The organism is Cupriavidus sp. 22TCCZM01-5, assembly GCF_057798915.1.
This window is the reverse complement of sequence record NZ_JBYOJR010000005.1, coordinates 241,869-255,307: the sequence shown is the minus strand read 5'-3', so window position 1 is coordinate 255,307 and position 13,439 is coordinate 241,869. Positions and strand designations below refer to the sequence as shown.

15 protein-coding genes are annotated in these 13,439 nt (G+C 69.0%); 14 read left to right on the top strand and 1 reads right to left on the bottom strand.

The genetic code is table 11. The annotated features are described in order from the left end of the window. The first annotated feature begins 60 nt into the window (after window positions 1–60). From AC3FNH_RS07545 to AC3FNH_RS07535, 3 genes are all read left to right on the top strand, one after another. Window positions 61–402 carry a cupin domain-containing protein gene (locus AC3FNH_RS07545; RefSeq protein WP_276101497.1) on the top strand — a complete coding sequence of 114 codons (342 nt, stop codon included), beginning with the start codon at window positions 61–63 and terminating at the stop codon, window positions 400–402. Window positions 403–741: 339 nt separating this feature from the next. Next, window positions 742–1,437 carry a 6-phosphogluconolactonase gene (gene pgl / locus AC3FNH_RS07540; protein ID WP_276101496.1) on the top strand — a complete coding sequence of 232 codons (696 nt, stop codon included), beginning with the start codon at window positions 742–744 and terminating at the stop codon, window positions 1,435–1,437. 171 nt (window positions 1,438–1,608) lie between these two features. After that, the gene (locus AC3FNH_RS07535) at window positions 1,609–2,130 is read left to right on the top strand and encodes a hypothetical protein (RefSeq protein ID WP_276101495.1); all 522 of its coding nucleotides are present in this window, start codon (window positions 1,609–1,611) and stop codon (window positions 2,128–2,130) included. 28 nt (window positions 2,131–2,158) lie between these two features. Here AC3FNH_RS07535 and AC3FNH_RS07530 read toward each other — a convergent pair whose 3' ends face one another. Continuing rightward, window positions 2,159–3,067, bottom strand: a complete 909-nt coding sequence (locus AC3FNH_RS07530) for a LysR family transcriptional regulator (protein ID WP_488719586.1) — start codon at window positions 3,065–3,067, stop codon at window positions 2,159–2,161. A 180-nt stretch (window positions 3,068–3,247) separates the two neighbouring features. Here AC3FNH_RS07530 and AC3FNH_RS07525 point away from each other — a divergent pair, with 180 nt between their 5' ends. The 11 genes from AC3FNH_RS07525 (at window position 3,248) to AC3FNH_RS07475 (ending at window position 13,409) form a co-directional block, all read left to right on the top strand. Further along, complete coding sequence (locus tag AC3FNH_RS07525) at window positions 3,248–5,260, top strand: FUSC family protein (protein ID WP_488719585.1); 2,013 nt, start codon at window positions 3,248–3,250, stop codon at window positions 5,258–5,260. Next, window positions 5,250–5,459, top strand: a complete 210-nt coding sequence (locus AC3FNH_RS07520; RefSeq protein ID WP_276101492.1) for a DUF1656 domain-containing protein — start codon at window positions 5,250–5,252, stop codon at window positions 5,457–5,459. The genes AC3FNH_RS07525 and AC3FNH_RS07520 overlap by 11 nt, the downstream gene beginning before the upstream one ends. Next, on the top strand, window positions 5,456–6,340 hold the full coding sequence (locus AC3FNH_RS07515; protein WP_488719584.1) for an efflux RND transporter periplasmic adaptor subunit: 885 nt from the start codon (window positions 5,456–5,458) through the stop codon (window positions 6,338–6,340). Before AC3FNH_RS07520 ends, AC3FNH_RS07515 begins: the two co-directional genes overlap by 4 nt. After that, window positions 6,337–7,905: an efflux transporter outer membrane subunit gene (locus tag AC3FNH_RS07510; RefSeq protein WP_488719583.1), complete on the top strand. Its 1,569-nt coding sequence runs from the start codon at window positions 6,337–6,339 to the stop codon at window positions 7,903–7,905. Before AC3FNH_RS07515 ends, AC3FNH_RS07510 begins: the two co-directional genes overlap by 4 nt. A gap of 164 nt (window positions 7,906–8,069) precedes the next feature. Next, window positions 8,070–9,269, top strand: coding sequence for an amine dehydrogenase large subunit (locus AC3FNH_RS07505; RefSeq protein WP_488719582.1), 1,200 nt, complete (start codon window positions 8,070–8,072; stop codon window positions 9,267–9,269). Continuing rightward, a complete protein-coding gene (locus AC3FNH_RS07500; RefSeq protein WP_488719581.1) occupies window positions 9,266–9,829 on the top strand; it encodes a MauE/DoxX family redox-associated membrane protein in 564 nt (187 codons plus the stop codon). The genes AC3FNH_RS07505 and AC3FNH_RS07500 overlap by 4 nt, the downstream gene beginning before the upstream one ends. Before the next feature lie 32 nt (window positions 9,830–9,861). Further along, window positions 9,862–10,449: a methylamine dehydrogenase accessory protein MauD gene (gene mauD / locus AC3FNH_RS07495; protein WP_488719580.1), complete on the top strand. Its 588-nt coding sequence runs from the start codon at window positions 9,862–9,864 to the stop codon at window positions 10,447–10,449. A 19-nt stretch (window positions 10,450–10,468) separates the two neighbouring features. Beyond that, window positions 10,469–10,984: a methylamine dehydrogenase light chain gene (locus tag AC3FNH_RS07490; protein ID WP_276101486.1), complete on the top strand. Its 516-nt coding sequence runs from the start codon at window positions 10,469–10,471 to the stop codon at window positions 10,982–10,984. Further along, window positions 10,981–11,436, top strand: a complete 456-nt coding sequence (locus tag AC3FNH_RS07485; protein ID WP_488719579.1) for a c-type cytochrome — start codon at window positions 10,981–10,983, stop codon at window positions 11,434–11,436. Before AC3FNH_RS07490 ends, AC3FNH_RS07485 begins: the two co-directional genes overlap by 4 nt. A 1-nt stretch (window position 11,437) precedes the next feature. Then, complete coding sequence (locus AC3FNH_RS07480) at window positions 11,438–11,857, top strand: c-type cytochrome (protein ID WP_276101484.1); 420 nt, start codon at window positions 11,438–11,440, stop codon at window positions 11,855–11,857. A 52-nt stretch (window positions 11,858–11,909) separates the two neighbouring features. Next, window positions 11,910–13,409: an aldehyde dehydrogenase family protein gene (locus AC3FNH_RS07475; protein WP_488719578.1), complete on the top strand. Its 1,500-nt coding sequence runs from the start codon at window positions 11,910–11,912 to the stop codon at window positions 13,407–13,409. Window positions 13,410–13,439 lie beyond the last annotated feature (30 nt).

The window sequence follows — 13,439 nt, the reverse complement described above, 5'->3', positions numbered from 1 at the left end:
CTACAATGACCAGCAGGCATTTCGCAACCGCCACGCCACACCGCAACGAGGAGGCCCGCCATGTCCCTGCCCCACCTATCTTCCGGTGAAGTCGCCAGCGTGCTGCCGCTGGGCAAGCAGCTCACGCAGACGCCAAGCGCCGCACTGTTCAAGGAACACCGGCTGGAAGTGATGCGCATGGTATTGCCGGCGGGCAAGCATGTCGCCACGCATTCGGTTGCCGGACCATCGACCATCCAGTGCCTGGAGGGCGAAGCGGAAATCGGCGTCGACGGCACCCAGCGCCGGCTGCATCAGGGCGACCTGCTCTACCTGGGCGCGGCAGCCGTGCACGATGTCACGGCGATCACCAATACGTCCTTGCTCGTGACGGTGGTACTGGTGGACCGCGGCGCTTCCTGAGCCGCTTTCTCGCGCCGCAGCACCCCGCCTGCCATCTGCCATAGCGGCCCGCTTGCGCTGCTGGCGGCCATTTTTGTGCCGCAAAAGGCGTATTAGCGTGTGATCGCGCCTCTCCGGGCGCCTTCCTCGCCATATCAGCGCCAGCCTGATTGTGCGGCGCACCGTTTGGCACATAGAATCGAATCCAACAACAAGCGTTGAGCCCGCGGGAAGCTGATCCCCGGGCCAAGGCGCGACCCGATTGTGTGCCGGTGCAGCCGCATGACCGAGCTGCCCAGCCGCGAGCCAGCCGTGGCAGGGCCCTGCGTCCCGCCATGCTCGCCACCCAAGGAGGAAGCCATGCGCCAGATCGAACTGAACAATGCCGGCGCCCACGCCGATGCCATGGCGCGTGCCGTGGCGTGCGAGCTGGAGCGCACGCTGGCCAGCAAGGAAGATGCTTGCCTGGCAATCGCTGGCGACCGCCTGCCGTTGCCGCTGTTCACGGCGCTGCAACAACGGGCCCTGCCATGGGATCGCATCAGCGTGATACTCGTCGACGAGCGCATGGTGCCCCTTGGCCATACCGACAGCAATGCGCGCCTGCTATGTGACGCACTGCTGCGAGAAGGCGCGGCGCGCGCCTCATTCCAGCCGCCGGTGCCATCGTTCTGCACGCAAATCGACGAAATCGATCCCTCGGCGGTGGTCTCCGAGCTGAACCGCAATTACCGCCAGCCCGACGTGGTCGTCCTGGCCATGGGCGACGACGGGCATACCGCGTCGCTGTTCGCCGATGCCCCGGAGCTGCCGGTGGGCCTGTCGCTGACCGAGCCGGCGGGCTACCTTGCGCTGAACCCGCGCGCGGCGCCGCACCGCCGCGTCAGCCTCAACCTGAGCGCATTGCTGGGCGCGCGCCGCGTCTTGCTGAGCTTCAGCGGCCCGTGGAAGAAGCAGGTCTTCGATGCCGCTACCATGGAGCCCACGCCCATGCTGCCGGTCAGCTACCTGCTCCACCAGGACAGCACGCCGGTGGATGTCTACTGGACGCAATAGCATGCCGGCGCCTGCGCACCGTTCCTGGTGAAGCCGCACGCCTTCGCAGGCTGACGCAAACTGGCGGACCCGGTTGTTGCGCCGTAGGACAATGCCGGACAACAAGCGGCTGCGCCACGCGCTACAGTTTGTCAGCCCTGTCCCGGGATGCTCTTGCGTGCGTGGCCCCACATGCCTCTACCTAGCCTCTTTGTCGTCAAATGGCGGGCAGCCTGGCTGCTGCTCCTCATTCTCGTCGTCGCATCCCCTGACGGTTTTGCCGCCCCGCCGCTTTCCGGACTGGCCAACCTGCTGCTGGGGACCGTACGCGGCAAACCTAGCGGCATGTCGGGCGTGACGCGACTGACCGCGCGCGATGCCGAGCGGCAACTTGGCATCGCCTGCGCGGAGCTGGCACGCGCGGCACCGGTGGTGCTCGATGATTCGACGCGCCTGATCGGCTGTGCAGCGCGCCCGGGCAAAGTCGTCGAATTTCACCTCCAGGTAACGGGCGTGGACCCGCGGCGCGAGGACACCAGGAATTTCATGGCCTCGGCCAGGCCCATACTGGAACGCGGCATTTGCCGGAACCCCGATGTACCCGTGCTCGGCAAACTCGGCGTGACGCTGGACTATCGGTACCTGGCCGGCCCGGAGCCGCTGGTGATACTGCACGTCCCGCCTGGCCGGTGCACGGAAGGCGCCGGCGCCTGAATCGTCTTTTGGACCCCGAGCCGCAGGCTCACGACGACACCACCTCGCCACCCAACACCTCATCACACACCGCCAGCCAGGCCCGCGCGGCATGCGACAGGTACCGGCCCGGCAGCCAGGCATGCGCGAGCGCCCAGTCCATGGCCGGCTCCGTCAGCCGGGCCACGGCCAGGCTGTCGCGGTCCTGCAGCCTGGCCAGGAACGGTTCAGGCAGGAACGTCGTGCCAAGCCCGGCTGCCGCCATCGACGCAAGAAAGTCCCAGTGGCCACTCTGCGCCACCACGCGAGGCTCGATGCGTGCCTCCAGGAAAGCCTGCCGCAGCTTGTGCGTCAGCGAAAACTCCTCGGTGAGCAGCACCAGCGGCTCCTCGCTCAAGGCCGCCAGGCTGACCGTCTTGCCACGCGCCCACGCCGCCTTGCGCGGGCCCACGGCCCAGATCGGATACTTGGCGAACGGCTGCGTGGCCAGGTCCGGGGTGCTGTCCACGGGCAGCACGGTGGCCCCTACCTCCAGTTCGCCACTGGCCACCATCTGCTCGACCAGGTGGCCGCCATGCTCGGCCAGGTGCAGTTCCAGGTTCGGGTAACGCTTGCGGAAGGCACTGACCGCCGGCGAGAAGAACAGGTTGACCATGGGCGGGATGCCAACGGTCAGCTGACCGCGTCCAAGCGACGACAGGTCCGCCACCTCCAGCGTCAGCCGGTGCACGACGCCAAGCGCTTCCTGGCCGCGCTCGTACACCACGCGGCCGACGTCGGTCAGCCGCACGGTCTTGCCTTCGCGGATCAGCAAGGGCTGGCCGACTTCGTCTTCGAGCTGGCGCACCATCTTGCTGATGGTCGACTGCGTGACAAACAGCGAGGTGGCCGCCTGCGTAAAGCTCTTCAGGCGTGCGGTTTCAACAAAGTAGCGCAGGGCGCGGATATCGATAGGCATGGCGGATGCGGCACTTCCATGAAAATTTGGAATAGTAAATCGAATTTTAAATCATGAATGGAATGCCTGTCATTTGACTACACTTCGCTTCCACGCTTCGCTCGCGCCTGCACCCGGCAGACAGACCGCACCAGGCGGCACACGATGCGCCCCCGATCAAAAACCGTACGATTCTCATCCATGGCTACCCGGCCGAATGCACGACAGTGGCTGTTCTCGCTGAAGGCATTCGTGGCCGCCATGCTCGCGCTCTATATCGCGCTGGCCCTCGGCCTGCCACGCCCCTACTGGGCCATGGCGACGGTGTACTTCGTCTCGCACCCGCTGACCGGCGCGACCCGCTCCAAGGCTGCCTACCGCGTCGCGGGGACGGTGCTGGGCGCCGCCGCAGCCGTCGCCACCGTGCCGCTGCTGGTCAATATGCCGATCGTGCTGATGGCCGCCATCTCGCTATGGATCGTCGCGCTGGTCTACCTGTCAGCGCTGCAGCGCTCGCCGCGCGCCTATGTGTTCCTGCTGGCTGCCTATACGCTGCCGATCGTGGCGCTGCCGGCAGTGGACCAGCCCGCGCAGATCTTCGACGTCGCGGTGGCGCGTATCGAAGAGATCGTGATCGGCATTGTCTGCGCGGGGCTGGTGGGCTCCATCATCCTGCCCGCCAAGGTTGCGCCGGCGCTGCGCGCACGCGCGGCGAGCTGGCTTGCCGACGCCACCGCGTGGGCCAACGACATCCTCTGCGCGAGTCCCGGCGCCGACGCCGGCCGCCACCGGCTTGCGGCCGACATCCTGGCGCTGGACCAGCTGATCGCCCAGCTTTCCTATGACACCGAAAGTACCGCCTCCCTGCGCCACGCACGCGCCCTGCGGACCCGCATGACCGCGCTGATGCCGCTGCTGTCGGCGTTGTCGGCGGTGCTGCAGGCGCTGCGGACGCATCCGGCCGGCGTACCGGCCCCGCTCGCGCAAGCGCTGGCGGAACTGTCGCATTGGCTGCGCACCGGCCTCGCGGGACCCGCGCCGCGGCCGGACCGCACCGCACTGGCCGGTGCCGCCGCGGACGCCTGGCATGGGCGGCTGCTGACGGCGGCAAACAGCCAGCTCGCCCAACTGGCCGCGCTATGCAGCGATTGCTCAGCGCTACAACACGGCATCGGCGACCGCCCCGACCGGCCGTTGCCGAAGTTGAGCGCGACACCGGCCGCCGACGCCATGCCGGCAAGAGGCGCCCACCATCATGACCACGGCATGCTGCTGTTCGGCGCCGTCTCCAGCGGGCTCGCCGTGTTCTGCGCCGGGCTGCTCTGGATCTTCTCCGGATGGCCGGACGGCGCCGGCGCGGTGGCGGTGGCGTCGATTGCGTGCTGCTTTTTCGCCAACATCGACGAACCGCGCCCGGTGGCGCGCTCTTTCCTGCGCTGGAGCGCCGTCTGCCTGTTGGTTGCCTCGTTCTACCTGTTCCTGGTGGTGCCGCTCGCGCAGAGCTTCGAGACGCTGGCGGGCATGCTGGCCGTGCCCTACCTCGGCATCGGCATGCTGATCACCCGTCCGGGCTTCAACCTGATCGCCATGCTGCTGTCGGTGAACACGGCATCGTTCGCGAATATCCAGAGCGTCTACGACGCCAATTTCCTTGGCACCTTCAACGGCAGCCTGGCCAATGCCGCCGCCATGCTGTTCGCGCCGCTGTGGGCCCTGGCCACACGCCCGTTCGGCGCCAGCGTGGCCGCGCGCCGGCTGATCCGCGCCAGCTGGCAGGACCTGGCGGGCGCCGCCGCCTGGCCAGGCGCCGACCATGACGCGAAGCTTGGCGCGCGCATGCTGGACCGCCTGGGCCAGCTTGTTCCGCGGCTCGGCGCCAGCCGTACCGGCCCCGATGGCTTCAGCGAACTGCATGTGGGCTTCTGCGCGTTGGCGCTGCGGCGCGCGCTGCCATCGATGCCATCGACCGCGCGCCGGCCGGTCCGGCGCGTGCTGGCGCTGGTGGCACGCCACTACCGCGCCTGCCTGCGCGGCGGGCACGCCGTGGCGAACGCCGTCGAGTTCCCTGGCAGCATCGATGCCGCGCTTGCGCAGATCGGCGCGCTGCCCGGCAACCGCGACGAGGCGATTGCCGCGCTGGTGGTGCTGCGGGTCACGCTGCACGCGCCGGGCACCCTCGGCGCACACGATTCGGGAGCCCGCGTTGAACACTGAAATCGACCTGTACGGCGTGTTCGTGCCGGCCCTGCTGGTGCTGATGCTGGCCGCCTTTGCGCTCACGACATGCGTGCGCCTGCTGTTGGCCCGGGCCGGCTTCTACCGGCATGTGTGGCATCGCTCCCTCTTCAATCTCTGCCTCTATGTGATCGTCCTGGGCGGCGTGGTCGCCCTCGGTCCGAGGCTGCCGACATGACACTCAGAATTCGCCCTTTCCTCAAGCTGCTGCCCACGCTGGTGGCCGTGGCCGCCGCGGTCCTTGTACTGCGGCACCTGTGGGACTACTACACCGCGGCCCCCTGGACGCGCGATGGCCACGTGCGCGCCGATATCGTCCAGATCGCGCCCGATGTGTCGGGGCTGGTGACGCGCGTGCTGGTGCACGACAACCAGCAGGTGCGGCGCGGCCAGGTGCTGTTCGAGATCGACCGCGACCGCTACGCATTGGCACTGGAGCAAGCCACGGCCAACACTGCCGCGCTGCGCGCAACGCTCTCGCAGGCGCGGCGCGAAGCCGCGCGCAACCGGTCGCTGGATGGGCTGGTCGCCGGCGAAGTGGCCGAACAGGGCCGTGCGCGCGTAGAACAGGCCGAGGCCGCGCTTGCCCAGGCTGAAGCTGCCATGCGCCTCGCGCGGCTGAACCTGGAGCGCACCAGCGTGCTGAGCCCCGCCGACGGCTATCTCAACGACCGCCTGCCGCGGCTGGGCGACTATGTCTCGACCGGACGGCCGGTGTTGTCGATGGTCGATGCGGCGTCGTTCCATGTGGAAGGCTATTTCGAGGAAACCAAGCTGCATCGCATCCGCATCGGCAGTCCGGTGGACGTGCACATCATGGGCGAGCCGCGCCACTTGCGCGGGCATGTGCAGAGCATTGCCGCCGGCATCGAGGACCGCGACCGCAGCGCCGGGTCCAACCTGCTGCCCAACGTGAACCCGACCTTCAACTGGGTACGGCTGGCGCAGCGCGTGCCGGTGCGCATCACGCTGGATACGGTACCGCCTGATGTCCGGCTGGTGTCGGGACGGACGGCCACGGTGTCCGTGCAGCAGCCGTCCATGGAGCGCAGGCCGTGAAGACATGGCATTGCGCATGGCTGGCGCCACTGGTCCCGCTGCTGTTCGCCTGCACCACGGTCGGCCCGGACTATCACGTTCCCGAACACGCGGCAGTGCGCGCGCCCGACGCCAGCGGTCCGCTGCTGGGCGGCACGAGTCCTGCCGTGTCGCTCGGTCCGGTACCCGACGCCTGGTGGCGGCTCTATGACGATCCGCGCCTCGACCGCCTCGTGCAGCAGGCGCTGGCGGCCAATACCGACATCCGCGTGGCAGCGGCCAACCTGCGCCGGGCCACGGCCGCCTTCCATGAAGTCGAGGCCGAAAACCTGCCCCAGGGCGGCATCGGCGCAAGCGTCGCGCGCGCCCAGCTGTCGGGCGAGAGCTACCTGCAGACCACCAAGCCGCCGGTCTTCAACCTGGGCGATTTCGGGCCGGGCGTGTCCTACCTGATCGACTTCTTCGGCAAGCTCGCGCGGGCCGACGAGGCGGCGCTGGCGAACGTGCAGGCCAGCGAGGCGGCCCTGGACCTGGCCCGTGTCGGCGTGGTGGCCCAGACCGTGCGCGCTTATGTGCAGGGCTGCGCAGCCAGCCACGAACTGGAAGTGGCCCGCCATCAGATTGCACTGCAGGCACGTGCGGCTGACGTCGCGCAGAGGCTCGCGGCTGCTGGCCGGGCCGAGCCCACCGATGCCGTGCGCGCCCGGGCACAGGCCGACACCTTGCGGGCCGCCCTGCCCCAGCTGGAAGCCGCGCGCGAAGCGGCCCGGTTCCGGCTGGCGCTGGTGCTCGGCAAGCCGCCCGCGGCCCTGGCGCCGCAGGAGATCGAATGCCATGAGGAACCGCCGCTGACCCAGCCGTTGCCAGTCGGGGACGGTGCGGCGCTGCTGAAGCGCCGTCCCGATATCCGCCAGGCCGAACGAGAGCTGGCCGCCGCCACGGCGAAGATCGGCGTAGCCACCGCCGACCTGTACCCGAGCATCCGGATCGGCGCTTCGGCCGGCCTGACCGGCCTGTTGAGCGACCTCGGCAGCGGCCCCACGGTGCGCTGGAGCATCGGCCCGATGCTGAGCTGGAACTTCCCGACCAATGGCGTGCGGCCGCGCATTGCACGCATGGAAGCCGGCGCGGACGCGGCGCTGGCGAACTTTGACGGCGTGGTGCTGCGCGCTTTGCAGGAAACGGAAACCGCGCTCAGCGCCTACACGAGCGAATTGCAGCGCCAGCAGGCGCTACGCCTTGCGCGTGAGCAGGCCGAGCAAGCCGCCCGGATGGAACGTCAGCGTCATGAGGCAGGCCGCACGCCGTACCTGGCGCGGCTCGATGCCGAACGCACGCTGGCGAATGTCGAAGCCGCGCTGGCGGCGTCGGACAGCCAGGTGGCGATGCGGCAGATCGACCTGTTCCTGGCGCTGGGCGGGGGATGGCAGCAGGCAAGCCGGCCAGATCCGCATGCGCTGGCGCACACCGTGCAGCGCGGGCGCGAGACCGGACACCCATTGCCAAAAACGGATACTCTCCAGGACGCCGCCACGCTCCCGCACGGTGCAGCGCCACCGTCAAATCACCCGTCCGGTCCCGACTGAACCCGGATCCTCCCCAGTCCGGCGCATGGAAGCGGTTTGCCCGGGCCCGCACCCACGCTCCGACTCAGTAAATCCCCCGGTATGCCCATTGCCGATCCTGGCTAACGCCTGACCGGCCGCCATTTCTAGACTGGCTCCATTTCCAGCACAGACAGGAGCCAGTCGTGAATGACGCCAGCAGCACGCCAGCGCGTGCGCCGCGGGAAGCCGGGCGCAGGTCCCGGCGCCTGATTCCACTCTTGCTTGCCGCCACGCTCGGCGCCGGCGCAGCGGTGGCCGGGGACCTGCCGCCCGAGACGCTGACCGTGGCCCCGCTGCCGGCCGCCGACGAGAACCGCCTGTATATCTCCGACGTGGCCTTCCGCCATATGGTGGACGGCCGGCTGCACGTGGTCGATGGCAGCAAGATGAAATACCTGGGCCTGCTGCCCACGGGTTTTGGCGGGCAGTCGGTGCTGTCGCCCGACAAGCGTTCGATCTACGTCGTCTCCACGTACTACCCGCGCCTGACCCGTGGCGAGCGCACCGATGTCGTCAGCATCTACGACGCCGACACGCTCGCCTACCGCAGCGAGATCGTGATCCCGCCCCGCCACGCGCAGTCGCTCAATTACCGCGGCATCATCGCGGTCTCGGCCGATGGCCGCTTCCTGTACGTCCAGAACGCCACGCCGGCCACCTCGGTCAGCATCGTCGACCTGCAGGCCGGCAAGTTCGTCGCGGAAACCCAGACGCCGGGTTGCTGGGGCATCTTCGCCACGGGCGCGTCCAGCCAGCGCTTCCGCACGCTGTGCAGCGACGGCGGCATGCTGACCGTCTCGCACGACGGACAAGGCCAGCCCACCGGCCAGAAGCGCAGCGCGCGCATGTTCGATCCGGACACCGACCCGGTCTTCCTGCACTCGGAACGCATCGGCGACACGCTGTTCTTCGTCTCCTTCAACGGCAATGTCTACACGGCCGACCTGTCGGGCGAGGCACCCGCCTTCGGCAAGCCGTGGCCGATCGTGTCCGCCGCCGATGCCAGGGGCGGCTGGAAGCCGGGCGGCTACCAGCTCTTCACGCTGCACGCGCCAACCCAGCGGCTCTATGTCGGCATGCACCCGCGCAGCCGCGAGGGCTCGCACAAGACCCCGGCCGCCGAGATCTGGACCATCGACCTTGCGCAACACAAGCGCGTGGCGCGGGCGCCGGGGCAGAACGCGCTGGCCATGACCATCACGCAGGGCAGCCAGCCGGTGCTGTACGCGCTCGATGCCGCCAAGGCCGGCGTGATCGCGCTGGATCCCGTACGCAACCTGAAGCCGGTTGCGCGCATGGACAACGTGAGCGAGAACGCCGTGCAAGTGGAGGCGCACCAATGACCGCCCAGGACCTGATCGGCGACCCGGTTGTCAGCGCGGCATGCAGCGCAGCGGCTGCCCTCGTGCTGCTGCTTTCGGTGGCGCCCAAGCTGCGCGAGCCCGACCGCTTCCATGCCGCCGTCGACGCCTACCGGCTCGTGCCCGCCGCGTGGTCGCGCGCCGTGGCGCTGGCCTTCATCGGCAGCGAAGCCGCTGCCGTGCTGCTGCTCGCGCTGATGCCGCTGCAAGCCGCGTCGGCACTGGCGGCGATGGTCGCCGCCTGCGCGGCGACCGGCGCCGTGGCCATCAACGTGCTGCGCGGCCGGCGCGATATCCGCTGCGGTTGCGGCGGCGCGGACGACAGCATACCGCTGTCGGGCGGCCTGCTGTGGCGCAACGCCGCGCTGCTGGCGGCGCTGGCCGTCGCCGCGTCGTCGGCAGCGGCCGGGAACGGCCGCCCCATGTCGGCGCTCGACTATGCCGCCGCCGGCTTTATCGCGCTGGCCCTGCTGCTGATGTGGCTTGGCGCCACGCAACTGCTGGTCAATGCCGGCCGCGCCCGTGGTCACGTGCGAGCCTGAATTCCTTCCCCTTATATCTTCGTGAGACTGTCATGACTGCACTTGTCATTGCCAATATCGTGCTGTGGATCGCCGTGCTGGCGCTGCTGTTCGGCCTCTACGCGCTCGCGCGCCAGGTCGGCATCCTCTATGAACGCGTGGCCCCGATGGGCGCGCTGATGATCGACGCCGGCCCGCGCGTGGGCCAGCCGCTGTCGCCGTTCGCGCTGCAGGACGTGCGCGGCACGGCCGTCACCGTCGGCGGCCCGCAGCCGGCCAGCACCTTGCTGTTCTTCCTGTCGCCGACCTGCCCCGTCTGCAAGAAGCTGATTCCCGTGCTGAAGTCGATCCGCGCCAGCGAAGGCGGCTGGCTGCGCGTGGTGCTGGCGTCCGACGGCGAGCAGCCCGAGCACCTGGCCTTCCTGCGCCAGGCCGGACTGGGCGACTTCGACTACGTGCTGTCGCGCGAACTCGGCATGCACCTGCAGATCGGCAAGCTGCCCTACGCGGTGCTGCTCGACCAGCAGGGAACGCTGCGCGCCAAGGGCCTGGTCAATTCCCGCGAGCAGCTCGAAAGCCTGTTCACGGCCATGGACCTGAACGTGGCGTCCGTCCAGCAGTTCCTGGAAACGCATGCCTGAGCGGCAAGGAGACAAGACGATGTGGTTCGACAAGCTTTTCGAACGCCAGAGCCGCCGGGCCGCGCAGCGCACCGGGCGCCGCAGCATGCTGGCCACCCTCGGCAAGGCCATGGTGGGCACGGTGGCGCTGCCGGTGCTGCCGTTCGACCGCAGCGTCCATGCCGCGGCGGCGCATGGCGCGAAAACCGGCAAGGCACTGGACGAGACCTCTTGCGACTACTGGAAGTACTGCGCCGTGGACGGCTTCCTGTGCTCGTGCTGCGGCGGCAGTTCGACCACGTGTCCGCCAGGCACCGAGCCGTCGCGCGTGTCGTGGGTCGGCACCTGCCGCAACCCGGCCGACGGCAAGGACTACATGGTCAGCTACAACGACTGCTGCGGCAAAACCACATGCGGGCGCTGCGAGTGCAACACCAACGAGCGCGAACGCCCCGGCTACAAGCTCGGCGTGCACAACGACGTCAACTGGTGCATGAGCAACTCCAGCACCATGTTCCATTGCACCACCTCGATCATCCTCGGAGTCCAAGAGTGAAGTCCCGACTGTACCCACTTTGCGTGGCGTTCTTGCTGGCCGGCGCGGCGGCCACGGCAAGCGCCGCGGACCTCGCCGCGCAGGGCAAGGAAGTCTTTGCCGCCAACTGCGCCGCGTGCCACAACAACGATGCCAGCGGCATTCCCGGCGTGGCGCCGCCGCTGGCCAACGCGCTGCGCGAGCGCCTGGGTTCGCCGGCGGGTCAGACCTATCTTGCCAACGTGCTCGTGCATGGCATGGCCGGCCCGATCGAATCGCAGGGCCAGCCGTTCAACGGCGTGATGCCGGCCTTCGGCACGTTGCCCGATGCATCGCTGGCTGCCGTGCTGGCCTGGCTCGGCACGCAGAATGGCCTCGCCGCGGCCACCGTAGGCACCGATGCGCTGGCCCAGGCGCGCGCGGCCCGCAAGACCCCGGGCGCCGTGCGCAAGCTGCGCGACGCGGCGAACTGATATGCGGCACACCGCGCTCCGCCTGGCCCTCGCATCGCTGGCCACCGTACTGATGGCAGGTGCCGCGCACGCCGAAGGCAAGCTGCAGCGCGGCCACGCCAATTACGTGCTGCACTGTTCCGGCTGCCACCTGCCGGACGGCTCGGGCAAGCCCGCAGCCGGCATTCCGGACATGCGCGCGACCGTGCCGCAACTGCTGGCCACGGCCGCGGGGCGCGCGTTCCTGATCCAGGTGCCCGGCACGTCCGGCTCGTCGCTGACGGATGCCGAAGTCGCCGAACTGATGAACTGGATGCTGCCCGCGCTGACCGGCCGCCAGGACATCGCGCCATTCACCACCGAAGAAGTCACGCGAGACCGCAACGACCGGCTCGACGACGTGGCCGCGCACCGCGCCGCCATCCTCGGCACGAGCCGCTGATACCCATTACCCCGACACCTGACAAGACACCAGAGGACATCAGAGGAGACCCATGGACACACGCACCGACCTGCTTTGCGCCGCCACGCGCGCCTTCCTGCAACGCCCGAAGCGCATGCTGATCGACGGCCAGTGGTGCGCCGCTGCGGACGGCGCCGTCTTCACGACAGAGGACCCGGCCACCGAGACCACGCTGGCTGAGGTGCCTGCCGGCGGTGCCGCCGATGTCGAGGCCGCCGTGCAGGCCGCGCGCAAGGCCTTCGAGCAAGGCCCGTGGCACGCCATGCGACCGTCGGACCGCGAACGCCTGCTGCTGCGCCTGGCCGACCTGGTCGAGGCCAACGCCGAGGAACTGGCCCAGATCGAGGCCATGGACAACGGCAAGCCCGCGACCATGGCGCGCGCCATCGACGTGGCCGGCGCCGCCGGCTTCCTGCGCTATATGGCCGGCTGGGCCACCAAGCTGCACGGCGAAAACCTGGACGTGTCGGTGCCGCTGGTACGCGAGCGCGAGTTCGTCGCGTTCACGCGGCAGGAAGCCGTGGGCGTCGTCGGCGCCATCATCCCGTGGAATTTCCCGTTGCTGATGGCCGCGTGGAAACTCGGTCCGGCGCTGGCCTGCGGCTGCACCGTGGTGCTCAAGCCGGCCGAGGAAACCCCGCTGTCGGCGCTTCGGCTCGGCGAGCTAGTCGTCGAAGCCGGCTATCCGGCCGGCGTGGTCAATATCGTCACCGGTGACGGCGCGCGCTGCGGCGCGGCGCTGGCCGGCCATCCGGATGTCGACAAGATCGCCTTCACCGGATCGACCGAGGTCGGCAAGCTGGTCGGCGGCATGGCCATGGAGCGGCTCGCGCGCGTGACGCTGGAGCTTGGCGGCAAGTCACCGGTCATCATGCTCGACGACATCTCGCCCGAAGCCGCCGCCGCGGGCGCCGCACAGGCCATCTTCTTCAACCAGGGCCAGGTGTGCACGGCCGGCTCGCGCCTGTACCTGCCGCGCGCCAGGTTCGATGCGACGGTGCAGGCACTGGCCGACATCGCCAACAGCCTGCGCCTGGGCCCGGGCCTGGAGCCGGACACCGGCATGGGCCCGCTGGTGTCGCGCCGGCAGCGCAAGCGCGTGGCGGGCTATGTGCAGGCCGGCGTCGATGCCGGCGCCCAGCTCGTCTGCGGCGGTAGTGCCGACCTGCCGCGCGGGCACTTCTTCCGGCCTACGGTGCTGGCGCATGCACCCGAGACCTCGTCTGTCGTGCAGGAGGAGATCTTCGGTCCTGTGGTCGTCGCACTGCCCTACGATGACATCGACGAAGTGGTGGGCCGTGCCAACGGCACCCCGTTCGGGCTGGCGGCTTCGGTCTGGTCAAATGACCTGTCGCGCGTACACAGGCTCGTGCCTCGCATCAAGGCCGGCACGGTCTGGGTCAATTGCCACAACGTGCTCGACAACGCGATGCCGTTCGGCGGCTTCAAGCAATCGGGGCTCGGCCGCGAAATGGGGCGCGCCGTGTTCGACCACTACACCGAAACCAAATCGGTCATGATCGCGGTGTAAGCGCCCTATGGCTGCCGACCGGTACTTATC

Coding starts and splice junctions, on each gene's coding strand:
- mauD (WP_488719580.1), top strand. CDS start 9,862: ATGACTGCACTTGTCATTGCCAATATCGTGCTGTGGATCGCCGTGCTG.
- AC3FNH_RS07475 (WP_488719578.1), top strand. CDS start 11,910: ATGGACACACGCACCGACCTGCTTTGCGCCGCCACGCGCGCCTTCCTG.
- AC3FNH_RS07500 (WP_488719581.1), top strand. CDS start 9,266: ATGACCGCCCAGGACCTGATCGGCGACCCGGTTGTCAGCGCGGCATGC.
- AC3FNH_RS07525 (WP_488719585.1), top strand. CDS start 3,248: ATGGCTACCCGGCCGAATGCACGACAGTGGCTGTTCTCGCTGAAGGCA.
- AC3FNH_RS07535 (WP_276101495.1), top strand. CDS start 1,609: ATGCCTCTACCTAGCCTCTTTGTCGTCAAATGGCGGGCAGCCTGGCTG.
- AC3FNH_RS07490 (WP_276101486.1), top strand. CDS start 10,469: ATGTGGTTCGACAAGCTTTTCGAACGCCAGAGCCGCCGGGCCGCGCAG.
- AC3FNH_RS07515 (WP_488719584.1), top strand. CDS start 5,456: ATGACACTCAGAATTCGCCCTTTCCTCAAGCTGCTGCCCACGCTGGTG.
- AC3FNH_RS07530 (WP_488719586.1), bottom strand. CDS start 3,067: ATGCCTATCGATATCCGCGCCCTGCGCTACTTTGTTGAAACCGCACGC.
- AC3FNH_RS07545 (WP_276101497.1), top strand. CDS start 61: ATGTCCCTGCCCCACCTATCTTCCGGTGAAGTCGCCAGCGTGCTGCCG.
- AC3FNH_RS07480 (WP_276101484.1), top strand. CDS start 11,438: ATGCGGCACACCGCGCTCCGCCTGGCCCTCGCATCGCTGGCCACCGTA.
- pgl (WP_276101496.1), top strand. CDS start 742: ATGCGCCAGATCGAACTGAACAATGCCGGCGCCCACGCCGATGCCATG.